This window comes from Streptomyces tropicalis, assembly GCF_029269835.1.
Lineage (GTDB): Bacteria > Actinomycetota > Actinomycetes > Streptomycetales > Streptomycetaceae > Streptomyces > Streptomyces tropicalis.
Map to the genome: position 1 here is coordinate 37,541 of NZ_JARJBB010000008.1, position 22,691 is coordinate 60,231.

Annotated in this window: 25 protein-coding genes; 19 read left to right on the forward strand and 6 right to left on the reverse strand. The window is 74.1% G+C overall.

Annotation, left to right across the window (positions count from 1 at the left end; translation table 11 throughout):
- The 6 genes from P3H78_RS17275 to P3H78_RS17295 all read left to right on the forward strand — a co-directional run bounded on the left by P3H78_RS17275 (position 1) and on the right by P3H78_RS17295 (position 4,470).
- The gene (locus tag P3H78_RS17275; protein WP_276109895.1) at positions 1–1,392 is read left to right on the forward strand and encodes a hypothetical protein; all 1,392 of its coding nucleotides are present in this window, start codon (positions 1–3) and stop codon (positions 1,390–1,392) included.
- A 263-nt stretch (positions 1,393–1,655) separates the two neighbouring features.
- Positions 1,656–2,390: an LmeA family phospholipid-binding protein gene (locus P3H78_RS17280; RefSeq protein ID WP_276109896.1), complete on the forward strand. Its 735-nt coding sequence runs from the start codon at positions 1,656–1,658 to the stop codon at positions 2,388–2,390.
- A 312-nt stretch (positions 2,391–2,702) separates the two neighbouring features.
- Positions 2,703–2,783: an Ms5788A family Cys-rich leader peptide gene (locus P3H78_RS33425; protein ID WP_350751515.1), complete on the forward strand. Its 81-nt coding sequence runs from the start codon at positions 2,703–2,705 to the stop codon at positions 2,781–2,783.
- A gap of 135 nt (positions 2,784–2,918) precedes the next feature.
- Positions 2,919–3,764 carry a sulfurtransferase gene (locus P3H78_RS17285; protein WP_276109897.1) on the forward strand — a complete coding sequence of 282 codons (846 nt, stop codon included), beginning with the start codon at positions 2,919–2,921 and terminating at the stop codon, positions 3,762–3,764.
- Positions 3,765–3,799: 35 nt separating this feature from the next.
- On the forward strand, positions 3,800–4,087 hold the full coding sequence (locus P3H78_RS17290) for a DUF1416 domain-containing protein (protein ID WP_006348354.1): 288 nt from the start codon (positions 3,800–3,802) through the stop codon (positions 4,085–4,087).
- Between the two features lie 125 nt (positions 4,088–4,212).
- The gene (locus P3H78_RS17295; RefSeq protein ID WP_276109898.1) at positions 4,213–4,470 is read left to right on the forward strand and encodes a DUF3099 domain-containing protein; all 258 of its coding nucleotides are present in this window, start codon (positions 4,213–4,215) and stop codon (positions 4,468–4,470) included.
- A 246-nt stretch (positions 4,471–4,716) separates the two neighbouring features.
- Here P3H78_RS17295 and P3H78_RS17300 read toward each other — a convergent pair whose 3' ends face one another.
- Positions 4,717–5,079, reverse strand: a complete 363-nt coding sequence (locus tag P3H78_RS17300) for a DsrE family protein (protein ID WP_276109899.1) — start codon at positions 5,077–5,079, stop codon at positions 4,717–4,719.
- A 288-nt stretch (positions 5,080–5,367) separates the two neighbouring features.
- On the opposite strand from P3H78_RS17300, the gene P3H78_RS17305 reads away from it, so the two are divergent.
- The 3 genes from P3H78_RS17305 to ygfZ are packed head-to-tail and all read left to right on the forward strand — an operon-like array spanning position 5,368 to position 7,388.
- Positions 5,368–5,943 carry a heme-binding beta-barrel domain-containing protein gene (locus P3H78_RS17305; protein ID WP_276109900.1) on the forward strand — a complete coding sequence of 192 codons (576 nt, stop codon included), beginning with the start codon at positions 5,368–5,370 and terminating at the stop codon, positions 5,941–5,943.
- A 32-nt stretch (positions 5,944–5,975) separates the two neighbouring features.
- Positions 5,976–6,413, forward strand: a complete 438-nt coding sequence (locus P3H78_RS17310) for a Fur family transcriptional regulator (RefSeq protein ID WP_276109901.1) — start codon at positions 5,976–5,978, stop codon at positions 6,411–6,413.
- Between the two features lie 9 nt (positions 6,414–6,422).
- Positions 6,423–7,388 (forward strand): CAF17-like 4Fe-4S cluster assembly/insertion protein YgfZ, encoded by a 966-nt coding sequence (gene ygfZ, locus P3H78_RS17315; RefSeq protein WP_276109902.1) that lies wholly within the window; start codon positions 6,423–6,425, stop codon positions 7,386–7,388.
- A 30-nt stretch (positions 7,389–7,418) separates the two neighbouring features.
- Here the strand turns inward: ygfZ and dtd are convergent, their stop codons facing one another.
- Positions 7,419–7,844 carry a D-aminoacyl-tRNA deacylase gene (gene dtd, locus P3H78_RS17320; protein ID WP_276109903.1) on the reverse strand — a complete coding sequence of 142 codons (426 nt, stop codon included), beginning with the start codon at positions 7,842–7,844 and terminating at the stop codon, positions 7,419–7,421.
- 211 nt (positions 7,845–8,055) lie between these two features.
- Between dtd and P3H78_RS17325 the strand changes: the two genes are divergently transcribed.
- The 3 genes from P3H78_RS17325 (at position 8,056) to P3H78_RS17335 (ending at position 11,395) form a co-directional block, all read left to right on the forward strand.
- Positions 8,056–8,748, forward strand: a complete 693-nt coding sequence (locus P3H78_RS17325; protein ID WP_276109904.1) for an RsiG family protein — start codon at positions 8,056–8,058, stop codon at positions 8,746–8,748.
- Positions 8,749–8,826: 78 nt separating this feature from the next.
- The gene (locus P3H78_RS17330) at positions 8,827–10,107 is read left to right on the forward strand and encodes a GNAT family N-acetyltransferase (protein ID WP_276109905.1); all 1,281 of its coding nucleotides are present in this window, start codon (positions 8,827–8,829) and stop codon (positions 10,105–10,107) included.
- Between the two features lie 385 nt (positions 10,108–10,492).
- The gene (locus P3H78_RS17335; protein WP_276109907.1) at positions 10,493–11,395 is read left to right on the forward strand and encodes a winged helix-turn-helix domain-containing protein; all 903 of its coding nucleotides are present in this window, start codon (positions 10,493–10,495) and stop codon (positions 11,393–11,395) included.
- Between the two features lie 57 nt (positions 11,396–11,452).
- Here P3H78_RS17335 and P3H78_RS17340 read toward each other — a convergent pair whose 3' ends face one another.
- Positions 11,453–11,641 (reverse strand): hypothetical protein, encoded by a 189-nt coding sequence (locus P3H78_RS17340; RefSeq protein ID WP_276109908.1) that lies wholly within the window; start codon positions 11,639–11,641, stop codon positions 11,453–11,455.
- 191 nt (positions 11,642–11,832) lie between these two features.
- Between P3H78_RS17340 and P3H78_RS17345 the strand changes: the two genes are divergently transcribed.
- The 7 genes from P3H78_RS17345 to P3H78_RS17375 all read left to right on the forward strand — a co-directional run bounded on the left by P3H78_RS17345 (position 11,833) and on the right by P3H78_RS17375 (position 18,697).
- Positions 11,833–12,711, forward strand: a complete 879-nt coding sequence (locus P3H78_RS17345) for a FadR/GntR family transcriptional regulator (protein ID WP_276109909.1) — start codon at positions 11,833–11,835, stop codon at positions 12,709–12,711.
- Positions 12,660–13,460, forward strand: coding sequence for an HAD family hydrolase (locus P3H78_RS17350; RefSeq protein ID WP_276109910.1), 801 nt, complete (start codon positions 12,660–12,662; stop codon positions 13,458–13,460). The genes P3H78_RS17345 and P3H78_RS17350 overlap by 52 nt, the downstream gene beginning before the upstream one ends.
- A gap of 326 nt (positions 13,461–13,786) precedes the next feature.
- Positions 13,787–15,958, forward strand: coding sequence for an aminoglycoside phosphotransferase family protein (locus tag P3H78_RS17355; RefSeq protein WP_276109911.1), 2,172 nt, complete (start codon positions 13,787–13,789; stop codon positions 15,956–15,958).
- A 47-nt stretch (positions 15,959–16,005) separates the two neighbouring features.
- The gene (locus tag P3H78_RS17360) at positions 16,006–16,494 is read left to right on the forward strand and encodes an HAD domain-containing protein (RefSeq protein WP_276109912.1); all 489 of its coding nucleotides are present in this window, start codon (positions 16,006–16,008) and stop codon (positions 16,492–16,494) included.
- A gap of 412 nt (positions 16,495–16,906) precedes the next feature.
- Positions 16,907–17,488, forward strand: a complete 582-nt coding sequence (locus tag P3H78_RS17365) for a helix-turn-helix domain-containing protein (RefSeq protein ID WP_276109913.1) — start codon at positions 16,907–16,909, stop codon at positions 17,486–17,488.
- Between the two features lie 98 nt (positions 17,489–17,586).
- The gene (locus P3H78_RS17370) at positions 17,587–18,255 is read left to right on the forward strand and encodes a hypothetical protein (RefSeq protein ID WP_276109914.1); all 669 of its coding nucleotides are present in this window, start codon (positions 17,587–17,589) and stop codon (positions 18,253–18,255) included.
- Positions 18,256–18,352: 97 nt separating this feature from the next.
- Positions 18,353–18,697, forward strand: a complete 345-nt coding sequence (locus tag P3H78_RS17375; protein ID WP_276110138.1) for a DUF2516 family protein — start codon at positions 18,353–18,355, stop codon at positions 18,695–18,697.
- Between the two features lie 98 nt (positions 18,698–18,795).
- On the opposite strand, the gene P3H78_RS17380 is transcribed toward P3H78_RS17375, so the two are convergent.
- The 3 genes from P3H78_RS17380 to P3H78_RS17390 form a co-directional block, all read right to left on the reverse strand.
- The gene (locus P3H78_RS17380) at positions 18,796–20,130 is read right to left on the reverse strand and encodes a PP2C family protein-serine/threonine phosphatase (RefSeq protein ID WP_276109915.1); all 1,335 of its coding nucleotides are present in this window, start codon (positions 20,128–20,130) and stop codon (positions 18,796–18,798) included.
- Between the two features lie 330 nt (positions 20,131–20,460).
- Positions 20,461–21,570, reverse strand: coding sequence for a C40 family peptidase (locus tag P3H78_RS17385; protein ID WP_276109916.1), 1,110 nt, complete (start codon positions 21,568–21,570; stop codon positions 20,461–20,463).
- 252 nt (positions 21,571–21,822) lie between these two features.
- Positions 21,823–22,635 carry a class I SAM-dependent methyltransferase gene (locus P3H78_RS17390; protein ID WP_276109917.1) on the reverse strand — a complete coding sequence of 271 codons (813 nt, stop codon included), beginning with the start codon at positions 22,633–22,635 and terminating at the stop codon, positions 21,823–21,825.
- Positions 22,636–22,691: the final 56 nt, after the last annotated feature.

Consider the following 22,691-nt stretch of genomic DNA (forward strand, 5'->3'; position numbering starts at 1 on the left):
ATGACCGACCGGCCGCATGAAGGGGCCCCCTACGAGGGCTACGACCCGTACGCGCAGCAGTACGGCCGGCCGCAGCAGCCGTACCCGCACGCCGACCCGTCCCAGCCGGACCAGGCGTACGGGCAGCCGGGGCAGCAGGCGTACCCGCAGGCGTACCCGCACCACCCGCATCCGCAGGCCCAGCCGTACCCGCAGGCGCAGCCGTACCCGGAGGCAGGGCCGCAGGCGCAGTCCGGGGACCCGCGGCAGCAGTGGCCCGGCCGGCCGGGCGCCCCCGACGACCCGCGGGCCGGGCAGCAGCACACCCAGCAGTGGCAGGGGCAGACCTGGGAGTCCCGCACCCGGGCGCACCAGCCGGCCGCGCCGGCGGAGACCGCGTACCTGCCGCCCGTGGGGCAGCAGGAGCCGGCCGCGCTGGCGGAGACCGCGTACCTGCCGCCGGTCCGGCCGCAGGACCCGGCGGCCGCGCAGACCGCGTACCTCCCGCCCGTGGGGCACCAGGGGGCGGCCGCGCGCGGCGCGTCCGGCGGCCCTCTCCCGGCGGCCTCCGCCGGGGCTCCCACGGGCACCGCGGCGGCGGGCGGCTCGGGGGAGGCGCCGGAGTACGGCCCGGCCACCGTGGCCGGAAACACCCGCGTCACCGACGCGCAGCGGGCCCGTGCCGAGGGCCGCTCGCCGGTCATCGAGCCGGGGATGCAGCCGGCCGCGCTCACGGCGCTGCTCGGGCTGCTGCTCGCCGGGACGGCCGAGCTCGGCTCGTTCGCGCTGCTCGTCCCGCTCGTCGTGCTCCAGGGGGTGACCGCGGCGGGGTGGTTCCGGCTGAACGGCATGTGGCCCGCGCGGCAGGGCATCGCCCTCGGCTTCGCGGGCGCGCTGGCCGCGGACGCGGCCGTGCTGGGCGCGGGCCGGGAGCACGCGCCGGCCGCGATCCTCGGCACGCTCGGGGTGTGGGTGCTGCTCACCCTCGTGCTCCAGCTGCGGTCCCACGCCGACCCGGACGAGCGGATGTACGGGCTGATGGCGACCGTGGCCGCCGCGGCCCTGGCGATCATCGCGACCGGCTACCTCGCCGCCGGGGCGGACGCGGTCGCGATCGGCGCGACGGCGGTCGCCGTGGCAGTCCTGGCCCGTGCGCTCCCGCTGCCCACCCCGGTCTCGGTGGTCGTCGCGCTGCTCGCGGCGGCCGGTGCGGGCATCGCGGTCGGCAGCGCGACCGGGACGGGCGCCGCGGGCGCGCTGCTCGGCGGGGGCGCCGCGGTGTGCGCCCTGGTCGGCCACCGCGCGGCGAGCTACGACTACCCCTCGCGCTTCGTGCACTTCACGGCCGGTGTGGCCCTGCCGCTGGCGGCCGCGGCCCCGGCGGTGTGGGTGCTGGGACGCGCGCTCGGCTAGGGTCTTTCGTTCGGATCATGCCGGATCAGGGCGCGGTGCCAGGGCCCGCGAGCCCGGCATGATCCAAACGAGAGGCCCTGGATCCCTCCGCTTTCCCGACCGCCCCCCGCGACCGTGCCCCACCCGCCGGTCCGGGGGCGGTCCGCTGTCCGGGCCCGCACATGTCACAGGTGATCGACAATCCGCCGGAAGGTCTTGCCGCCCGGGTTACGCTCGCGCCGGGGCGGCCGGCCGGCCGCCCCGGAAGGCCGAGGTGGGGAACCATGCGCGCGCTGCGAATACTTCTGATCCTCGTCGTGGTCCTGGGCGGGCTGTTCACGGCGGCCGACCGGCTCGCGGTGCACTTCGCCGAGGGCGAGGCGGCGGACAGGCTGCGGACCAGCGAGAACCTGAACAGCACCCCGGACGTGTCCATCAAGGGCTTCCCCTTCCTCACCCAGGTCGCGAGCGGCGAGCTCGACGACGTCGAGGTCGGCATCGGGCACTACGAGGCGGCCACCGGCGACGGCCAGAAGATCCGCATCGACGGCCTCCACGCCGACCTCCGGGGCGTGGTCCTCTCCGGCGACTACCACGCGGCCACCGCCGACTCGGCGACCGGCACCGCGACCATCTCCTACTCCGAACTGCTGCGGACCGCCAAGTCCGAGCCCACCCGCGTCGCGCCGGGCATCACCGCCCGGGTGGTCGGCCTGTCCGACGGCGGCAACGGCAAGATCAAGGTGGCCGTGGAGGCCACGGTGCTCGGCGCCCGGCTGCCCCGCCCGGTGGCCGTGCTCAGCTCGGTCACGGTCCAGGGCGACGAGGTGCGGGTGAAGGCCGACGCCCTTCCCGCGCTCGGCGGCGCCGAGATCGCCGAGAGCCGCGTCCGGGCCATCACCGACTTCCAGCAGGCCGTCGACCGGCTGCCCGGCGGGATCCGGGTGGACTCGGTGCGGGCCGCGAAGGACGGCGTCGAGATCACGGTGAAGGGTTCGCACGTCAAGCTGGCCGGCTGAGGGCCGTCCCGTGCTCCCCGGCGGGCGTCCGGAGCCCGGCGCCCGCGGGTGGCGCCGGACGGTGGGGCTCCGAAGCCGCGCGGCGGCAGGGCACGGCGGGTTCCGGGACCCGTCTCCGGAGGCGCCCCGAATCGCCGGTGTCCGACAGGCGAGACGGCCTGGTCCGCACCGCAGATGCACCGCCCCGGCCGAGCGGCGGGGAGCCCCCGGTGCTGCCCCGACGACACCAGGCCTCTCGCATGGTGGACGATCGCATCTCATCATGCGACACGCCGGTGACACGGCCGCCCGTCGCTCCCTACGATCGGGCACATGAAGCGACAGGCGGATCTCACGAAGCGGCGGGCAGTGGACCTGTGCCGCGTTGCCGCCATGCTCTGTCGCCCCTTCTGAGCGGGAGCCTCCGCCTCCCGTATCGCCGGCCCCGCGCCCGACTGCGGGCCTTCCGTGCGCCGCGCACGCCATCGCCGAAGCGCGTACCCGCACCCCACGCACGCCCCGCCGCATCTGCCCCGGAGGAGATTGAGCATGAGCCGTAGCGACGTCCTGGTCGACGCCGACTGGCTGCAGGACCACCTGGACGACCCGGACCTCGTCGTCGTCGAGGTGGACGAGGACACCTCGGCCTACGACAAGAACCACATCAGGAACGCGATCCGCATCGACTGGACCAAGGACCTCCAGGACCCGGTCCGCCGCGACTTCATCGACCAGGAGGGCTTCGAGAAGCTCCTGTCGGGGAAGGGCATCGCCAACGACCACACGGTGATCCTCTACGGCGGCAACAACAACTGGTTCGCCTCGTACGCGTACTGGTACTTCAAGCTCTACGGCCACGAGGGCGTCAAGCTGCTCGACGGCGGCCGCAAGAAGTGGGAGCTGGACGCCCGCGAGCTGGTCGACGGCACCGACGTGCCCGAGCGCCCGAGCACCGTCTACCGGGCCGAGCCGCAGGACGCCTCCATCCGCGCCTTCCGCGACGACGTGATCGCCGCCATCGGCAGCCAGAACCTGGTCGACGTGCGGTCCCCCGACGAGTTCTCCGGCAAGCTGCTCGCCCCGGCGCACCTGCCGCAGGAGCAGTCGCAGCGTCCGGGCCACGTGCCCAGCGCGAAGAACATCCCGTGGTCGAAGAACGCCAACGACGACGGCACCTTCAAGTCGGACGACGCCCTCAAGGAGCTCTACGGGGCCGAGGACGTCGACCTGGCCAAGGACACCATCGCCTACTGCCGCATCGGCGAGCGCTCCGCGCTGACCTGGTTCGTGCTGCACGAGCTGCTCCAGGTCCCCAACGTCAAGAACTACGACGGCTCCTGGACCGAGTACGGCTCCCTGGTGGGTGTGCCGATCGAGCTCGGCGCCGGCAAGTAAGACCGTTTCGACCCGTCCCAACCTCTGGAGAACACATGTGTGGAGCGAAGGCCGGCGGCCCCGACGCCTCGACGATCAAGCCCGGTGAGACGACGATCCAGGGTCAGGTGACCCGCGACGGCGAGCCGGTGACGGGCTACGTCCGTCTGCTGGACTCGACCGGCGAGTTCACCGCGGAGGTCCCCACCTCCGCCACGGGCCAGTTCCGCTTCTACGCGGCGGAGGGCACCTGGACCCTGCGTGCCCTCGTCCCCGGCGGCACCGCCGACCGCACCGTCGTCGCCCAGCAGGGCGGCCTCGCGGAGGTCGCGATCGCGGTCTGAGCCCGCACCGGAGACCGGCGCAAGGGCCGCACCCCCCCGGGTTGGACGCCTCGGGGTGCGGCCCTTCGCCGTGCGGTGCCTCCTCCCACGTGTCCGGGAGCGCCCGCGCGACCTACGCTGGAGCCATGTACGCACGACGGCGTCACGTGTACTTCGCCCTGATGGGTCTCTGCATCACGCTGTTCGTCCTGGCCTGGGGCGTGGTGCGCATCTGGTCGGTCCCGGCGGCGGTGGCCATGTGCCTGGTGGCGATGGTCATCCCGCCCGTCGCCGCCGTGGTCGCCAACCGGCGCGGACCGGAGGACCGCTGGTGGGACGACCCGTCGGGCGATCCCCAGTCCGACGAGTGGTGGGACGAATTGGACGGCAGGAAGCGCCACTGATTCCCGCGGGCCCTGCCGTGGCCGTGACGGGGACCGCGTCGCGGCCCGCGGTGGACGCGTCGGCGACTCCTAGGGAGTGTCCGTGAAGTCCCGTCTGCGTCGCGACGCCCGGCACGCACTCTCGCCGCACCGGCCGAAAGCCCGAGTACGCCCCGTACGAGGACTTCCGGCCGGCACGCCGAGAGCACGCACCGGACGCCGCGACGCCCGCTCTGCGGGCGAACGACGCGACGTCGCGGACACGCCCTAGTAGACGAGCGCCTGCGCGCCGTCCTGCATCGCCTCCTGGACGAAGACCTGCGCGCCCGCGATCCGCACGCCCTCCAGGACGTCCTTCTCGGTGATCTCGCGGCGGGCCGCGCACTGGGTGCACAGGGTGATCCGGCCGGCCGCCAGGATCGAGTCGATCAGACCGGGCAGCGGGGCCGCGTGCGGCAGCTCGAACCCGGCCGCCCGGCCCGGCAGCGCGAACCACGACGACTCACCCGTCAGCCACAGGGACACGTCGACTCCGCTGGCCACGGCCACCGCGGCGACGGTGAAGGCCTGCGAGCAGCGCTCCGGGGCGTCCGCCCCCGCCGTCACCTTGATCACGAGCTTCTTCGCCATGCTCCGCATCGTAGTCAACGCCGCCCCGGCCGCCGCCCGGCGGCGCCCCCGGCCGGTCGGCCCACCTCGTCAGGAGGGCCGGACCCCGGCCGACTAAGCTGGGGCCCGGTCCCGTGTACGTACCGCCCCCTGGCTCAACCGAGGAGCACCCCGTGGAGATCTTCTACGAAACCCTGCTGGTCCTGGTCTGCGTCGGCGTCCTCGCCTTCGCCGGGCTGACCGTGAAGAAGCTGTACCAGGGCCAGCGCTGACCCCGACCACCCAGACGGCCACGACGAAGAGCTGCTCATGATCGAGATCCCGTCCGACCTCCACAAGGACCTGGTCCCCCTCGCCTTCCTGCTCGGCAACTGGGCAGGCGCCGGCGTGCACGACTTCCCCGGCGCCGAGAAGTGCAACTTCGGCCAGGAGGTGTCGTTCACCCACGACGGGCGGGACTTCCTGGAGTACCGCTCCCACACCTGGGTGCTGGACAACGACGGCAACAAGGTCCGTCCCCTGGAGTCCGAGTCCGGCTTCTGGCGGATCGACGCCGACCGCAAGGTCGAGGTCACGATGACCCGCGACGACGGTGTGATCGAGATCTGGTACGGCGAGATGGCCCACCAGAAGCCCCAGATCGACCTGGTCACCGACGCCGTGGCACGCACCGCCGCCTCCGCCCCCTACACCGGCGGCAAGCGGCTGTACGGCTACGTGAAGAGCGACCTGATGTGGGTGGGCGAGAAGCAGACCCCCGAGGTCGAGCTGCGCCCCTACATGTCGGCGCACCTGAAGAAGGTCGTCACCCCCGAGGACGTCGAGCGCTGGGCCAAGGCCCTCCCCGACGACCTGCCGGACGACGGGATCGCGTTCTTCAAGTGAGCGAGCCCGGCGGCCGGCCCTAGACTTTCAGTGTGGTGAGCACCGACTGGAAGACGGATCTGCGGCAGCGCGGCTATCGGCTGACCCCGCAGCGGCAACTCGTGCTCGAAGCCGTGGACACCCTGGAGCACGCGACCCCCGACGACATCCTCGGCGAAGTGAGGAAGACGGCGTCGGGGGTCAACATCTCCACCGTGTACCGGACGCTGGAGCTGCTGGAGGAGCTGGGGCTGGTCAGCCACGCCCACCTCGGGCACGGCGCGCCGACGTACCACCTGGCGGACCGGCACCACCATCTCCACCTGGTCTGCCGCGACTGCACCGGCGTGATCGAGGCGGACGTGGAGGTGGCCGCCGACTTCACCGCGAAGCTGCGCGAGGAGTTCGGTTTCGACACCGACATGAAGCACTTCGCGATCTTCGGCCGGTGCCGTGCCTGTTCGCTCAAGAGTTCCCCCTCCACCTCGTAGGCTGTGCCCATGAAGAGCCCCCTGCTGTCCCTGCCCGGTGCCGTCGCCGCCGAGGGCGTCGACGAGGGGGTCGCCGCGCACTACGGCGACCTCTTCCGCGAACAGCGCGCCCTCGCCGACGGCTCCGGATTCGTCGACCTCTCCCACCGCGGGGTCGTGACGGTCACCGGCGAGGACCGGCTCGCGTGGCTCCACCTGCTGCTCACCCAGCACGTCAGCGGGCTGCCGGTGGGCGAGGCCGCCGAGGCGCTGATCCTCTCGGCGCACGGCCACATCGAGCACGCCCTGTACCTCGTGGACGACGGCACCACGGTCTGGGCCCATGTGGAGCCCGGCACGCAGGAGGCGCTGATCGCCTACCTGGAGTCGATGAAGTTCTTCTACCGCGTCGAGGTCGCCGACCGCACCGCCGACACCGCGGTGGTGCACCTGCCGGCCGGCTCGATCGCCGAGGTGCCCGACGGCGTCGTGGTCCGCGAGACCGCCTACGGCCGCGACCTCTTCCTGCCCCGCGCCGACCTCGAGTCGTACGCGGAGAAGGCCGGTCCGCCCGTCGGCCTGCTGGCCCTCGAGGCGCTGCGGGTGGAACAGCACCGCCCGCGGCTCGGCTTCGAGACCGACCACCGCACCATCCCGCACGAGCTGGGCTGGATCGGCTCGGCGGTGCACCTGCAGAAGGGCTGCTACCGCGGCCAGGAGACGGTGGCCCGGGTGCAGAACCTGGGCAAGCCGCCGCGCCGCCTGGTCTTCCTGCACCTCGACGGCAGCGAGGTCCGGCTGCCCGTGCACGGCGACGAGGTGCGCCTCGCGGACGAGGGCGCGGACGGACGCCGGATCGGCTTCGTCACCACGTCCGCCCGCCACCACGAGCTCGGCCCGATCGCGCTGGCCCTGGTGAAGCGGAACGTCCCGGTGGACGCCCGGCTGACGGCCGGGGACACGGCCGCGGCCCAGGAGGTCGTGGTCGAGCCGTAGGCTCCCGCGCCGGCCTCCGGGCCGCCCGGCTCACATCTCCAGCAGGACCGTGAACGGGCCGTCGTTGGCCAGCGACACCCGCATGCGTGCGCCGAAGCGGCCGGTGGCCACCGTCGCGCCGAGCGCGCGCAGCCGGGCCACCACCTCCTCGACCAGCGGTTCCGCCACCTCGCCCGGGGCGGCCGCGTTCCAGGTGGGGCGGCGGCCCTTGCGGGCGTCGCCGTAGAGGGTGAACTGGCTGACGACCAGCAGCGGGGCGTCCACGTCGCTGCACGACCGCTCGTCCTGCAGCATCCGGATCGACCACAGCTTGCGGGCGAGCTGGGCCGCCTTCTCCTTGGTGTCGTCGTGGGTGATCCCGACGAGGACGCACAGCCCCTCGCCCTCGATCTCCCCGACCGTCTCGCCGTCCACGACGACGCTCGCACCGTCCACCCTCTGCACCACTGCACGCATGCCGACCATCATGCCGGGTCGTCCGGGCGCCGTTTCGGGCCGGTCGGCCGGTTCGGTCCGTGCGGACGGCCGCGGCGGTCCGGCCATATCGTGCTTCTTTCTGCTCCGTAACCCCCCATCTGGGGCCGATCGGGGGCACTCGGTCACATACGGGCCACTTCGGGTGGCACGATGCTTCCGTACGCGCCGGTCGAGGGGACGGTAGGGGCGCATGAGCACATCGAGTACCGGGCAGCCGTCCGCGGCGGTCCCGTCGACCCGTGCGGACGGCACGGAGAGCCACCGGCCGCCCGTCCAGCGCACCGACAGCCCCTGGCTGCCCGGCGATCCACCGGAGCACGACCTGACCGTGCCGAGTCTGCCGGAGCTGCGCACGCTGCGCCGGCAGGCGCAGCGGGACGAGGCAGACCTGAGCTACGTGCGCCGGCTGCTGCAGGGGCGCATCGACATCCTGCGCGCGGAGCTGGCCCGGCGCGGGGCCGCGCCCGCCGCGACCGCCGAGCCGGACGCGGCGGGCGAGGACACCGCGGCGGGCGGGCGGCCCGGCGAGCCCGGGGACACCGTGCCCGCGGCCGAGCCCGCCTCGGTGGTGGAGATGCTCGCGGAGATCCTGCGGGACGCGCCCGCCCGGCAGCGTTCCTCGGCCCGGCACGTGACGCTCGGCACCCCGCACAGCGAGGAGTACCGGCAGCTGGCCGCCGAGATGCTGGGCGAGGTCGAGCTGTCCGACCTCGCGGCCCGCACCGACCTGGAGCTCAACGCGGGGATGGCACGGCTGGTGCGCTACGAGCGGCAGGTGTCCCGGCGCCGGCAGCGGCTCCAGCGCACCGCCGACGACTGCAGCGCGGAGATCGCCCGCCGGTACCGCGAGGGGGAGGCGCAGGTCGACGACCTCCTTCTGTGACCGACCGGACCCCGGCCCGGGAGGGCCGGGGAGGGAAATTCCCGCGACACCGTCGCGGGAGCCGCCTACGGTCCCGTCATGACCCTGCGCCCCGACCTCGACGTCCGTCCCGTCACCGAGGCGGAGCACCCCGCCTGGATCCGTACGCTGCACACCGGTTTCCTGCGCCCGCCGAAGGTGTCCGCGGCGGAGGTCGCCGGCCGCGGCGCGGCGCTCGCGTCGTCCCGCACCCTGGGGGCCTTCGACGCCGGTGCCCCGCGCGTGGGCGGGGCGGCCCCGGTCGTGGCCACCTTCCGCTCCTTCGACCAGGAGCTCACGGCGGTCGGCGGCACCCCGGTGCCGGCGAACGCGATAACCAACGTCTCCGTCGCCGCCACGCACCGCCGCCGGGGCCTGCTGACGCGGATGATGACCCAGGACCTCGCGGCCGCGAAGGAGCGCGGTGACGTCGTCGCCACGCTGATCGCCGCCGAGTACCCGATCTACGGCCGCTACGGCTTCGGACCCGCCGCCTGGGCCGCCCAGTGGACCGTCGACGTGCCCCGCGCCGGCCTCGACCCCCGGTGGTCCGGCCCGGAGGGCGGCGGGCGCATCGACCTCGCGGACGGCGCGGAGGTCCGCAGGACCGGGCCCGGTCTGCACGAGCGGCTGCGCCGCGTCCAGCCCGGCGCGGTCAGCCGCGGGGAGCGCTGGTGGCGGATCGCGACCGGCGAGCTGCGCGTGTCCGACGAACCCTGGACCGAGCCGTTCCACGCGGTGTACCGGTCGGCGGACGGCACGGTCGAGGGGCTGGTCACCTACGACTGCGACGACACCTGGGGGGACGCGAAGCAGCCGCAGAACACGCTGCGGGTGAGGGACCTGGTCGCGGTGACCCCGGCCGCCGAGCGCGCCCTGTGGCACTACCTGTGCTCGGTCGACTGGATCACGTCCGTCCGGAGCGGCTGGCGGGCCCCCGACGATCTGCTCCCGCTGCTCCTGCCCGATCCGCGGGCGGCCGGCATCGTCACGCAGGCGGACTTCCTGTGGGTGCGGATCCTGGACGTCCGGCGGGCCCTGGAGACGCGGACCTGCGAGGGGCGGGGGGCGCTCGTGCTGGACGTCGCCGACCCGGCCGGGCTCGCCGGCGGGCGTCTGCTGCTGGACGCCTCCCCGGAGGGTGTGTCGTGCACGCCGACCACACGGAGTGCGGATCTCGCGCTGGAGGTCGGGGAGTTGGCGGCCCTGTGGCTGGGTGACGAGTCGGCGGTGCGGCTCGCGGCGCTCGGCCGGGTCCGGGAGGAACGAGCGGGCGCCGCCCGGAAGGCCGACGCCCTGCTCCGCACGTCCAGGCGCGCGTGGTGCCCGGACATCTTCTGAGGCTCCTTCCTGCGGGGGACGGGGTCACGGATGGCGCATCCGCGGTGTGCCGATCTTCGGTTGTGGCTGTGCCGGTGTTCGGTTGTGGCTGTGCGACGGCTGTGGAGTTGTGGCTGTGCGACGGCTGTGGAGTTGTGGCTGTGCCGGTGGTGCCGTGCGGTGACCGGGCACCGGGAGGTGCCGCTCGGCCGGGCTCCCGGCTCCCCTCCGGAAGGGAACTCGGTCCGAAGTCCCCGACGTCACCCTGGTGGCCAACACTCGGGAAGTTCGACCATGTCGGTGAAGTTGGCCACCAACTTCACTCCTCTTATCTCCGCCGGGAAGCGGCTCATAACCACCTTTCCGCGAACTGCCCGAGGTTGGCGCGAAGTTGTACCGTCGAGGAGTGGACCCGGAACACGTCTCCGCCACTGGACGGACGAGGTCACAGCGGCCACGGCGGTCACACCGCGAGGTGGCCGACGAGCTGCGGCGCCGGATCAGGACCGGCGAGCTGCGGCCGGGACGGCGCATGCCCACCCAGGCCGCGCTCGCCGAGGAGTTCGGCGTCGAGCGCGGGACGGTGCGCGAGGCCCTGCGCACCCTGCGGGCGGAGCGCCTGCTGACCGGCGGCTCCCAGGGCAGCCCGGCGACCGTCGCACCCGACGCCGGCCCCGCGGCCGGCCCGGCGGGCCTGCCCCGGCCCACCACGCCCGCGCTCGCGCCCCGGATCGCCGCCGCCTTCGCGGCCCCCCACGTGCAGATCGACGCGCTCTGCCTGACCTCCATCTCGCTCACCCTCGCCATCGGCGAACCCCTGCGGCAGATTCACGCCGGACGGCTGAAACCGGCCAAGGTCGACGTGCGCGTGCTGCTGCCCAGCCGGGACATCGACCTCGCCTTCCCGGCTCCGGTGGAGTCCGGCCCGGCGTCCGGCGGCCTGCGACGGCGCTGGCTGCGGCAGCGCAACGCCCAGGGCCAGGTGCTCCGCCACAACCTGCTGGCCCTGCGCGGCAGTCACGGCATCGACGTGCGGGTCGCCTTCCGCGCCCTGCCCTTCACCCCGCCGGTCAAGCTCTACCTGCTCAACGGCACGGAGGCGCTGTTCGCGTACTACACGCTGCGGCGGTGTGCGGAGGAGGTCGACCACGAGCGGCTCGAGCTCTACGACGCCGAGGGGACGCAGTCCCTGCTGTTCCCCTTCGTGCCGGGTGCCGGGGCGCGCGAGGCGACCTTCGTCGAGCAGTCCCACCTGTGGTTCGACGCACTGTGGGAGACGATCAGCTCGGAGCTCCAGCTCACGACCTGACGCCTCCCACGGGGCCGGCGGACGGCCGGCCGGTGCGCGGTGCGGGTGCTCGGCCCGTCACAGGACGGGGCCGGCGAGCAGCATCGCCAGGACCACCGCCCCGACGGAGCTGAGGGCGGGGCTCTTGGCCTTGATGCCGACGGACAGGGTCAGCAGGCCGACGACGCCCATGGCGCCGAACCGCCACTGGACGATCTGTTCGAAGCCGACGACGAGGACGGCGGAGAGAAGAGCAGGAGCAGGCACGGCGATTCCCCCTTCGGGCGGTGGGCGGTGCGGGAGTGGACCGGAGCCGGTCGAGGCGCGGGGGGCGGGAGGCAAAACCTCTGCCAACTCAACCAAGTTGGCAACCAACTCTGTTTAAGTTGTCCCCACTTGGCACCTACTCATAAACAACTTTCAAACAAGTGCCTTTAGATGGATCAAAGTTGTAGCGTTTGGTCGTGACCCAGGAGAACGTGACCGTGAACGGCAGCAGAAGGAGCTCGCCCCAGGAGATCGCCGACCACCTGCGGGAACGCATCCGCTCCGGTGTGCTCAAGCCGGGCGACCGTCTTCCCACCCAGGCCGAACTCGCCGGTGCGTTCGGGGTGGAGCGCGGCGCGGTCCGCGAGGCCCTGCGGTCACTCCGGGAGGACGGCCTCCTCAGCAACGTCACCAAGGGCAGCCCGCCGCGCGTGGCCGTCCCCAGCCCGGCCCGCGCGGAGCCCCAGCCGACGATGGTCGGTCTGGCCCCCCGGCTGACGGAGGCCTTCGCGGCCCGTCAGGTCCGTATCGACGCCGCCTGCCTCACCGCCGAGACCCTGATGCTGGCGCTCGGCGAGCCCGTGCGCCACATCCACGAGGGCCGCATCCGCCCGGAGTCGATCGACGTCCGCATCCTGCTGCCGTCGCGGAACATCAACCTGGCCTTCCCGATCTCGGTGGACCGGGACAGCCAGGACGACCCGGTGCACCAGCGCTGGCTGGCCCAGCGCAACGCCCAGGGCCACGTCCTGCGCCACAACCTCACCGCCCTGCGGGCCACCCACGGCATCGACGTCCGGGTGACCTTCCGCGCCCTGCCGTTCACCCCGCCGATGAAGCTGTACCTGCTCAACGGCGCGGAGGCCCTGATGGCGTACTACATGATCACCCGCCGGGAGGAACCCTCCGACGCCGGACTGCTGGACATGTACGACGTCATGGGCACCGAGTCCCTGCTGTTCTCCTTCGAGGAGGCGGCCGGGCGGCGGGACGCGGCGTTCGTGGCGGAATCGCAGAAGTGGTTCGACGCCCTCTGGGAAACCATCACCACGGACCTGACACTCTCCTAGTGACTTCTGATGCGACGCAGACCGAACCGGTGATGGAAATGACCGGGGAAGCGACCGAAAGACTGCGGGAGACGATCACACGGGCACGGGTCGTGCTCTGGGACTTCGACGGGCCGATCTGCCGGCTGTTCGCCGGGCACTCGGCGGAACGGGTCGCGGGCGACCTCGCCGACTGGCTGGAGGGACGCGGCCTGCGCGGTCTGCTGTCCGCGCCCGAACGGGAGTCGCTCGACCCGCACGTCGTCCTGCGCGCCGTCGACCGCCGGCACCCCAACAGCGACCTCGTGGCCGAGCTGGAGGAGCGCCTCACCCAGGAGGAGCTGAGGGCGGCGGCCTCGGCGATGCCCACCCCGTACGCGGACCCCCTGATCCGCACCTGGGCGGCCATGGGTTCGCGGCTGGCCATCGCCACGAACAACTCGCCCGTCGTGGTGCGCAGCTACCTGGAGGGCCGCGGCCTGCTGCCCTGCTTCGCCCCCCACCTCTACGGCCGCACCGGGGAGCTCCACCACCTCAAGCCCCACCCGCACTGCCTCAACCGGGCCCTGACCGCGACGGGCGCGGCCCCCGCCGACGCCCTGATGATCGGCGACACCCCCTCCGACCACGAGGCCTCGCTGCGCGCCGGCGTCCCGTTCCTCGGCTACGCCCGCAACCCCCGCAAGGCCAAGCTCCTGCGCGAGGCGGGAGCCGCGCTGGTCGTCGACTCCCTGGAGGCGGTGCTGCGCGCGCTGCGCGACCGTGCCTGAGACGCGGCCGGAGCGACCGTCCGGCACACCGGCGGAGCGACCGCCGCCGCGGCCGTCCTGACGCCGTGTACGCAGTGACGGAAGTGTCCAGGTCGCCCCGCGGTGGTGCTGTAGCATGCCCGCACCGCGTGGGCAACAGCTCCGCCGGACACGTGAAGCACGCCCAGAGCCGGGACAGCCGGCCCGGAAGGTGCTGACGCGCGCCGGACCCACGGCCGAGGCGCACCACCCCTTGCGCCCACCCGGCTCGTGCACCGGTCGTGCGTGGTATGTCCGTGACATACCGTTTGCGTACCTTCCTTCCTGTGCGAGCGTCTGGAGCGGCCGTGGGCGCACCATCCCTCCCCCGTCCCACTCCGGGGGAGCGCGCCCGGCGCGAGATGGAGGCGTTCGTGCGGCTCGCCCGGCAGGGCCGGCCGACCGGCGGACACCACCACCGGAACCACGTCGTACCGCTGACGGAGCCGGTGGCCGCGCTCCTCGGCCGCGAGCCGGGCACCCTCGTGACGGTGCGGATCCGCCGCACCGACGCGCTGCCGGTGGTGATCCGCACCTGGGACGACGAGACGCGTGTGCTGGACGCCGTCGCGCACGTGCTCCCGGAGGCGCCCCGGTGCCTGTTCGCCGGGGACGGGTTCGCCGTCCACAGCCATGTGGAGGGCGTCCCGCTCTCCGGCCCGTACCCCGACGGCACGCCGGTCGACCCCCTGCACGTCGCCGCGCTCGCGGACCTGCTCGCGCGGACGACCCGGGTGCGGCGCGCGGCGCTGCCGCCGCTGCCGTCCGGCTGGCCCGGCCACCACGCGGACAGCCAGGGATTCCTGCGCACGCTGGCCCGCCTGGCGAACCAGCAGATCCGGCAGCCCAACGTGGCCGGTTTCGGCGGGCTGTTCGCGCAGCTGGGCATCCCCGAGGACGCCCTGACGCGGCTGGCCGCCCGGGTGCCCGCGATGGCCCGCCGGCCCTTCGGCCTGCTCCACACCGACCTGCACCGCGACAACCTGATCCTGTCGCACGGCCGGGTGCCGCCGCTGACCTGCGTCGACTGGGAACTGGCGACCTACGGCGACCCGCTGCACGACCTCGCCACCCACCTGGTGCGGATGCGCTACCCCGCCCACCAGCGGGACGCGGTCGTGGACGCCTGGGCGGCGGCCGTGGAACGCGTCCGGCCCGCCGCGGTCAACGGCCTGGCCAGGGACCTGCGCCACTACGTCGCCTTCGAGCGGGCGCAGTCCGTCTACCCGGACGTGATGCGCGCGGCGACGGAACTGGCCCGCACCCAGGACCAGAAGAACCTGGACGGGGCGACGTCCCGCGTGCACCGGGCGCTGCGGGCGGCGGCCGAGCCGCTGGGCCTCGCCGACGTGCCGGACGGGACGGAGATCGAGCGGATCCTCTTCCGCTGGACCGCCTCCCGCACCGTGGTCGCGCGCGGCCGCCCGCGCGGCGCCCTCGCGTGGACCTGGGACCCGCGCCTCCCGCGCCGCGACGACTTCCCCGAACGGGCCGTGTCCGACGCCCTGATGGCCGAGGGGATGGCTCCCGCGGGCCGGGTCTTCAAGGGCACGGCCCACCTCAACTCGGTGGTCCGGGTGCCCGGGGTCGACCAGCCGGTCGTGGTGCGCCGCCGGCTGGCCCGCGTGTGCCGCCGGGAGCCGAGCTTCCTCAGCGAGCACGCCGTGCTGCGCGCCATCGAGCGGTCCGGGGTCCCGGTGCACGCGCCCCGGGCCCTCGCGCTCGGGCACAGCCACCGGGGCCAGGCCTTCGCGATCCACACCTACGTCGGGCCCGACGACGCCGACCGCCCCCCGGACCATCCGGTGCACGGCCTGCTGCCGCACGAGGCGGACGCGCTCGTCGACCAGCTCTGCGCCCTGGCGGACGTGGACTACCGGGAACTCGACCCGGTCGCCGGCGAGGAGGTCTTCTTCACCTGGCTCTGCGACCAGCTCGTCCTGCTCGTCGCGGGTCTGCCGAAGGAGTCGCAGCAGCTGGCCCGGCAGCTCGGCCTGCCGGACGCCGAACGGCTCCGCCAGATCCTCTCCCGCCACGGGGTCGGCGAGCGGTCCCTGGCCCTGCTGCACGGCGACCTCAACCCGTGGAACCTGGTGCGCCGCGAGGGCGCCCGCGGCCTCACCGTCATCGACTGGGAGATGGCGCTCGTCGGCGACCCGCTGTACGACCTGGTGCGGCACCTGCACCTGACCCCCAACCGCCCCGAGATCCGCGAGCGGATGTTCCGCCGCTGGGAGCGGCGCATGCCCGCCCGCTGCACGGCCGGCTGGCAGCGGGACTGGCGGGTGTACGGGTGGCTGGAGACCGTCCGGTCCGCCTACGTCGACCTCGACCGGCTGGTGACCCGGGCGGGCCTGGACGCCCCCAACGTCCGCAGGGCCGTCGACTCCTACGCGACGACCCTCGCGGTGGCCACCGGCTCCCTGGGCCTGCCGGTCCGCTCGGTGGCCGGTGCCCACCCCGGACGTGCGCGCGCGTAGCGGGACGCCCGAGGCGCGCCGGTGCCCCGGGACGCATCCTGGTGCCGATGACCCTGCTCTTCCTCGACGTCGACGGGACGCTGATCCCGTACGGGTCGACCCGCCCGTACCCCGTCCACGGGCCGCCCTCGCCCGGGGACGCCGGCCATCCGCTGCTGTCCCGGATCGATCCCACGCTCGGCCCGCGGCTGGCGGCGCTCGGGTGCGAGACGGTGTGGGCGACCACCTGGCTGGAGGATGCGAACACCTGCGTCGCCCCGCGGCTCGGGCTGCCGCCGCTGCCCCTCGTGGACTGGCCCGACCCGGCGCAGAGCGGGCCGGACGAGGTGCGGGGGCTGCACTGGAAGACGCGGCCGCTGGTGGCCCACGCGGCCGGCCGCCCGTTCGTCTGGCTCGACGACGAGATCACCGCCGTCGACCGCATCTGGGTCGCCGCCCACCACACGGCCCGCGCCCTCCTCCACCGCGTCGACCACCGCCGCGGCCTCACCGACACCGACCTGGCAGCGGTCCGGGCCTGGCTCACCATCGGCTGAGCCGTACCGCCGGGGCCGTGCCGTGCGGGGTTCAGGGCCGGGCAGGCCGGTGCGCGGGGAGAGTCCAGCGTGGGGCGCTCGCGTTCGTCCGGCCCGCGGACCGGCGGATTGGCGTCCAGCCCGTCGCGCGGCAGCACCTCGGAGCCGGCGGCGACGGTGTCGTAGGCCGAACGGGTGGAGTGCAGGGAGGTCCCTTCGCCCATGCCCGAGGACCCTGGCCCCGGTGCACACACCCGGGCCGACCCCGGCCCGCTCCGGCCGAGCTGCCCGGATCCGGCGGGCCGTCCGCCCGTGCCGTGAGCGTGTCCGTTACTCCCGGCGGTCGCGGGGTACCCCTCGGGGGACGTGGGGTGGCGCACAATTGCAAGCGGACTGCTTGCAATTGTTAGCGAAGCTGGTGCAAGGTAGGGGCATGGCATCGCTCAACGTCGGCAACCTCGGTGAGTACCTGCGCGAGCAGCGGCGCAATGCGCAGCTGTCGCTGCGGCAGCTCGCCGATGCCGCCGGGGTGTCCAATCCGTACCTGAGCCAGATCGAGCGCGGGCTGCGCAAGCCGAGCGCGGAGGTGCTGCAGCAGGTCGCCAAGGCGCTGCGCATCTCCGCGGAGACGCTGTACGTGCGGGCCGGGATCCTCGACGCCGAGCGGGAGCGGGACGAGGTGGAGACGCGCGCCGTCATCCTCGCCGACCCCTCCCTCAGCGAGCGGCAGAAGCAGGTGCTGCTCCAGATCTACGAGTCCTTCCGCAAGGAGAACGGGTTCGGGATCGCCAGGGCGGCCCAGGGCACGGACGACGGCGCGGGGAGCACGGCCGGTGCCGGACCCACCGGCCACGGCACCCCCGCCGACCGCCCCGACGGCCCGGGGGACACCCCCGGAGCCGACGGCGAGGACGGCATACGCCCCGCCCCCGCGGTGGACGGCGGCCGTTCCGCGGAGCACCCCACCCGCACGTCCGGCGGCAGCGCCGCCGCCGAGCGGAGACCGGCCGGCTGACCGCAGGGCCCGGAAACGGGACGGACAGCCGGCCGGCCGGCCGCGCACCAGCACCACCTGAAACCCTCAGCAGCACACGACCCGGGAGGTCCCGCACCATGGCCATCACCGACGACCTGCGCAAGACCCTCAGCGACCCGACGCCGCTCTACTTCGCCGCGGGCACCGCGGACCTGGCCCTGCAGCAGGCCAAGAAGGTGCCCGCCCTGGTGGAGCAGTTCCGTACCGAGGCCCCGGCCCGCATCGACGCCGTGCGCAACACCGACCCCAAGGCCGTCCAGGAGCGGGCCGCCGCCCGCGCCAAGGAGGCCGGCACCCGGGTCAAGGAGACCCAGACGACCATCCAGAACCGGGTGGGCGAGTTCCTGAACTCCCTGGACTCCGACCTGAAGAAGTTCTCCACCAACCTCGACTCCGACCTGAAGAAGCTCGGTGAGACCGCCCAGGACTTCGCCCTGCGCGGTGTCGGCGTCGCCGCCGAGTACGCGGTGAAGGCCCGCGAGACCTACGAGAAGGTCGCCGAGCACGGCGAGAGCACCGTGCGGAACTGGCGCGGCCAGGCCGCCGAGGGCATCGAGGAGATCGCCGAGGACGTCGAGGAGCTCGCCATCGCGGTCGAGCCGCGCACGGAGCCGGTGACCGTGAAGGACGACACCCCCACCGCGTCCAAGGTGGCCGAGCCCCCGGCCAAGAAGCCGGCCCCGGTCCGCAAGCCCCCGGTGAACCGCAAGACCAACGGCCGGAAGACCACGCCGCCGGCGAAGTAGCAGCGGCGGAACGGGCCGGGCACTCCTCGGGTGTCCGGCCCGTTTCTCCGGGTACGGTGGCCGCAGAGGAATCGGGAGAGAACGGGCGGTGGACAGCATGCTGATGTTGGGCTTCGCGGGGTTCCTGGGGTTGTTGAAGATCCTGCTCATGGCCCTGGCCGCGTTCGGGCTGTGCGACGCCGCCTTCCGCCGTGAGGACGCCTTCCGCGCGGCGGACAAGCAGAACAAGGTGTTCTGGCTCGTCGTCCTCGGCCTCGCGCTGGTGGTCAGCGCCCTGTTCTCGGTGCTGTCGTTCCTGCCGGTCATCGGCGTGATCGCGAGCATCGTCTACATCGTGGACGTCCGCCCCGCCGTGAAGCAGGTCTCCGGCGGCAGCGGCTGGGGCCGCCGCCGCGGCAGCAGCAGCGACGGTCCGTACGGGCCGTACAACGGCGGCCGCTGAGCACCCTCGGACACACCACGGCCGAGCCCCCGCCCGGGAAGGGCGGGGGCTCGGCCGCGTCAGGGGTGCGGTCGCGGGAGGCGCGGCCGGCCGGAGGGCTACGGCACCCGGTCCAGCAGCACGACCGCCACGTCGTCGGCCAGCTCGCCGCCGTTCAGTGCGCGGACCTCGTTCACCGCGGCCCGCAGCAGGTCCTCGCCGTGCAGGCCCTGGGCCAGCTGGCGGCGGACCATCTCCACCATGCCGTCCTGGCCCAGCCGGTCGCCGCCCGCGCCGACCCGGCCCTCGATCAGGCCGTCGGTGTAGAGCATCAGGCTCCATTCGGCGCCCAGCTCCACCTGCATCCGCGGCCAGCGGGCCCCGGGCAGCAGGCCCAGCGCCGGGCCGTTGTTGTCGTACGGCAGCAGCTCCGCCGGACGGCCGGGGCGGGCGACCAGCGGCGACGGGTGGCCCGCCAGGCACAGGCCGGCGCGGCGCCCGTCGGGCGCGATGTCCACCGTGCACAGCGTCGCGAAGATCTCGTCGTCCGAGCGCTCGTGCTCCAGCACCTGCTGCAGCGTGCCCAGCAGCTCGTCGCCGCACAGCCCCGCCAGCGTCAGCGCGCGCCAGGCGATCCGCAGCTCGACGCCGAGTGCGGCCTCGTCGGGGCCGTGCCCGCAGACGTCGCCGATCATGGCGTGCACGGTGCCGTCGGGCGTGCGCACGGTGTCGTAGAAGTCGCCGCCGAGCAGCGCCCGCGAGCGGCCGGGCCGGTAGCGGGCGGCGAACCGCAGCGGGGAACCCTCCAGGAGGGGCGTCGGCAGCAGGCCGCGCTCCAGCCGGCGGTTCTCCTGCGCCCGCAGCCGGCCCTCGGCGAGCCGGCGCTCGGCGGTGTCGGAGCGCTTGCGCTCCACCGCGTAGCGGATGGCGCGGCTCAGCAGCCGCCCGTCCAGCTCGTCGCGGAACAGGTAGTCCTGGGCGCCGACCCGGACCGCCTCGGCGCCGCGCTCGGCGTCGCCGGACGCGGTCAGCGCCAGCACGGCGTGCCGGGGGGCCAGCTCGAGCACCTGCTTGAGCACGGCCAGCTCCCCGTCGTCGCCGGAGCCGGCGCGACCGGGCGCGGGCAGCGCGAGGTCCAGCAGGATGCAGTGGACGTCGTCGGTCAGCAGCCGCGCGGCCTCGGTGAGGTTGCGGGCGGTGCGGACGCGGATCGGCTTGCCCGCCGGGTCGAGGAGCTCGGGCACGAGCGGCGAGCCGCCGGGGTCGTCCTCGATCAGCAGCAGGGTGAGATGGGGGCTGTGGGCGTGGGCGGGCGTGGTGGCGCGGGTGTTCTTCTCGACCGTGGCTTCCTTCTGCGGGGCCTGTGCTGCGGCGGGGCCGCCGGGGAAGTCGGTCTGCGCCCCGCCGTTCTCGACGGCCGGGATCGCTCTCTGCCGCGGTACGGGCACGGGCATGGTTCTGGTTCCTTCCCTCCCCCCGAGGGCATGGAGACGCGAGGGACCTCGCGCCACCGACCGGGACCTTAGCGGTAGTCGGCGCCGCAGCGGAATGGTCCGTGGCCGGAGGCCCGGGCTTCGGCCACTGTCATATGCTGCTATTCCTGCCGGAGTTGGACAGGACGGCCATGCGGGCGGGATGACGAAGCTCACGTCGGTGCGGGCCGCGGCCCCCGGCGCCGGGTGCGGTGGGTCACGTGGCCCAGGTCACCGGGGGCCACCGGGCCCCGCACCGGTCCGGCTCCCCGGCCCGCCGCCCGGTCCGGGTCTCGGCCGGACCCGCCGGCCTCAGTCCGCGTCCGGGCGGACCACGCCCAGGATCGGCATGGTGCCGGCGCCCGTGACGGTCACCGTCCGGCCCGGCCGCGGAGCGTGCACGATCGTGCCGCCGCCGACGTACATCGCCACGTGGCTGGCGTCGTCGAAGTAGATGATCAGGTCGCCCGGTCGCATGTCCTTGACGTCCACGTGCCGGAGCTGCCTCCACTGCTCCTGCGAGGTGCGCGGGATGGGCCGCCCGGCGGCCGCCCAGGCCTGGGACGTCAGCCCGGAGCAGTCGTACGTCTGCGGCCCCTCGGCGCCCCAGACGTAGGGCTTGCCGAGCTGGGCGGTGGCGAACTCCACCGCCTTGCGGCCCGCCGCGGACGCCGTGGTCCTGAGGTCCTTGAGGACGCCGGTGCGGAGCCAGGCCGCCTGGGCCTTCAGCGCGGCGTCCTGCTGCAGCCGGTCCAGGCGCTCGCGCTGCCGCTCCTCCAGCGTGGACCGGAGCTTCTCGGCGTCGGAGATCCGCTGCTCGATCTCCTTCTTCGCCGTGGCCTTCGCCCTGCGGTTGGCCTCCAGCCTCTTCCAGCGGTCGGCGGCGTCCCGGGCGTACTCCCGCAAGTCCTTCTGGACGCGGCCCAGTTCCGACAGCATGCCCTCGGTCGCGCGCTCGCCCTCGCGCGCCCGGCCCGCGCCGTCGAGGAACTGCTGCGGGTCGCCGCTCAGCACGAGCCGCGCCTCCGGCGGCAGCCCGCCGTTGCGGTACTGGGCGCGGGCCGCGGCCCCGGCGCGGTCCTTCAGCGCGGCCAGCCGCTGCCGGCCCTCGGCGATCTTCCGGTTGAGGCCGTCGATCTCGGCCGACTGCTTCCGGGACTTCTCCTCGGCCGCGTTGTACGCGTCGGTGGCCACGGCGGCGTCGTGGTAGAGCTTGTCGAGCTGGGCGCCGACGGCCTCCAGGTCCTTGTCCGCGAGCGGAGCCGGGGCGGGGGAGGCCGACGGGCCGCCCGCGGAGGCGGAGGCCGACGGGCCCGGCGCGGGCCCCGCGTGGGCGAACGCCGTGCCCGGTGCCGCCAGTACGGTGACCGCGCAGACCACGGTCACGGCCACCGCGAGCGCGTTGATCCTGCCCCGTCGCATACCGCCCCCACCTGATTTACCGTCAGTAACTTTCGAGCGCCTCGGGGATCGTGCCATGTCGCGGCGCAAAGTGACAGAGGCACACGCCGTGCACGCGGGTGGGTCCCGCGGGCCCGGCCGCCCGTCGGCTCCCTCCCCCGGGCGGGCGCGGGTCATGACGATCTCCCCGGCGGTGTGACGTACGACTCGGGGAGATCGTTCCCCGCCACGCCGGAGCCGGCAGGCGCCGGCCGGCCGCCGGGGCCGGGCGCCTCAGGCCTGCGGGGCCAACGCCCGCCAGGCCACCGTCACTTCGCCCTGCCGCCAGCGCGGCGGTCCGTCCGTCACCGGCCAGTCGGCGGTGAGGTCGCGCACCGCGCGGATCCAGCGCTGCCGGGCGCCGTAGGAGGCGTAGGGCGCGGCGGCCGCCCAAGCCCGGTCGAAGTCGCGCAGGAAGGCGTGCACGGGCTCGCCGGGGACGTTGCGGTGGATGAGCGCCTTCGGCAGGCGTTCGGCCAGGTCGGAGGGGCGGTCCAGGGCGCCCAGGCGGGTGGCGAAGGTGACCGTGCGGGGGCCCTCGGGGCCGAGGGCGACCCACGCGTGCCGCCGTCCGACCTCGTCGCAGGTGCCCTCCACCAGCAGGCCCCCGCGCGAGCGGTCGTCGGCCGGGGCGAGCCGGGCGCACAGCCGCTGCCAGACCGCGGCGACCTCGCCCTCGTCGTACTGGCGCAGCACGTTCGCCGCGCGGATGAGGTGCGGGCGGGCGGCGAGCGGGACCTCGAAGCCGCCGTGCCGGAAGGCGAGCCCCTCGCGCGCGTAGGGCTGCGCGGCGGCGACCCGGGCCGGCTCGATCTCGATCCCCACGACCCGGGTGCGGGGGGCGGCCGTGCGCAGCCTGTGCAGCAGTTCGACCGCCGTCCAGGGGGCGGCGCCGTAGCCGAGGTCGACGGCGACCGGGTCGGCGGCGCGGCGCAGTTCGGCGCCGTGCGCCGCCGCGATCCAGCGGTCCATGCGGCGGAGCCGGTTGGGGTTGGTCGTCCCGCGCGTCACCGAGCCCACGGGGCGGGTCGCGGCGCGGGATGTCATGCCTACGAGGGTATGCGGGCACGCGTCCGGGAGTGCGGGTGCCCTCCGCGGCGTCC

Excerpts from the sequence above, each read along its gene's own strand:
- P3H78_RS17275 (WP_276109895.1), top strand. The coding sequence starts at position 1 with ATGACCGACCGGCCGCATGAAGGGGCCCCCTACGAGGGCTACGACCCG.
- P3H78_RS17280 (WP_276109896.1), top strand. The coding sequence starts at position 1,656 with ATGCGCGCGCTGCGAATACTTCTGATCCTCGTCGTGGTCCTGGGCGGG.
- P3H78_RS33425 (WP_350751515.1), top strand. The coding sequence starts at position 2,703 with ATGAAGCGACAGGCGGATCTCACGAAGCGGCGGGCAGTGGACCTGTGC.
- P3H78_RS17285 (WP_276109897.1), top strand. The coding sequence starts at position 2,919 with ATGAGCCGTAGCGACGTCCTGGTCGACGCCGACTGGCTGCAGGACCAC.
- P3H78_RS17290 (WP_006348354.1), top strand. The coding sequence starts at position 3,800 with ATGTGTGGAGCGAAGGCCGGCGGCCCCGACGCCTCGACGATCAAGCCC.
- P3H78_RS17295 (WP_276109898.1), top strand. The coding sequence starts at position 4,213 with ATGTACGCACGACGGCGTCACGTGTACTTCGCCCTGATGGGTCTCTGC.
- P3H78_RS17300 (WP_276109899.1), bottom strand. The coding sequence starts at position 5,079 with ATGGCGAAGAAGCTCGTGATCAAGGTGACGGCGGGGGCGGACGCCCCG.
- P3H78_RS17305 (WP_276109900.1), top strand. The coding sequence starts at position 5,368 with ATGATCGAGATCCCGTCCGACCTCCACAAGGACCTGGTCCCCCTCGCC.
- ygfZ (WP_276109902.1), top strand. The coding sequence starts at position 6,423 with ATGAAGAGCCCCCTGCTGTCCCTGCCCGGTGCCGTCGCCGCCGAGGGC.
- dtd (WP_276109903.1), bottom strand. The coding sequence starts at position 7,844 with ATGCGTGCAGTGGTGCAGAGGGTGGACGGTGCGAGCGTCGTCGTGGAC.
- P3H78_RS17325 (WP_276109904.1), top strand. The coding sequence starts at position 8,056 with ATGAGCACATCGAGTACCGGGCAGCCGTCCGCGGCGGTCCCGTCGACC.
- P3H78_RS17330 (WP_276109905.1), top strand. The coding sequence starts at position 8,827 with ATGACCCTGCGCCCCGACCTCGACGTCCGTCCCGTCACCGAGGCGGAG.
- P3H78_RS17360 (WP_276109912.1), top strand. The coding sequence starts at position 16,006 with ATGACCCTGCTCTTCCTCGACGTCGACGGGACGCTGATCCCGTACGGG.
- P3H78_RS17365 (WP_276109913.1), top strand. The coding sequence starts at position 16,907 with ATGGCATCGCTCAACGTCGGCAACCTCGGTGAGTACCTGCGCGAGCAG.
- P3H78_RS17370 (WP_276109914.1), top strand. The coding sequence starts at position 17,587 with ATGGCCATCACCGACGACCTGCGCAAGACCCTCAGCGACCCGACGCCG.
- P3H78_RS17375 (WP_276110138.1), top strand. The coding sequence starts at position 18,353 with ATGCTGATGTTGGGCTTCGCGGGGTTCCTGGGGTTGTTGAAGATCCTG.
- P3H78_RS17380 (WP_276109915.1), bottom strand. The coding sequence starts at position 20,130 with ATGCCCGTGCCCGTACCGCGGCAGAGAGCGATCCCGGCCGTCGAGAAC.
- P3H78_RS17385 (WP_276109916.1), bottom strand. The coding sequence starts at position 21,570 with ATGCGACGGGGCAGGATCAACGCGCTCGCGGTGGCCGTGACCGTGGTC.
- P3H78_RS17390 (WP_276109917.1), bottom strand. The coding sequence starts at position 22,635 with ATGACATCCCGCGCCGCGACCCGCCCCGTGGGCTCGGTGACGCGCGGG.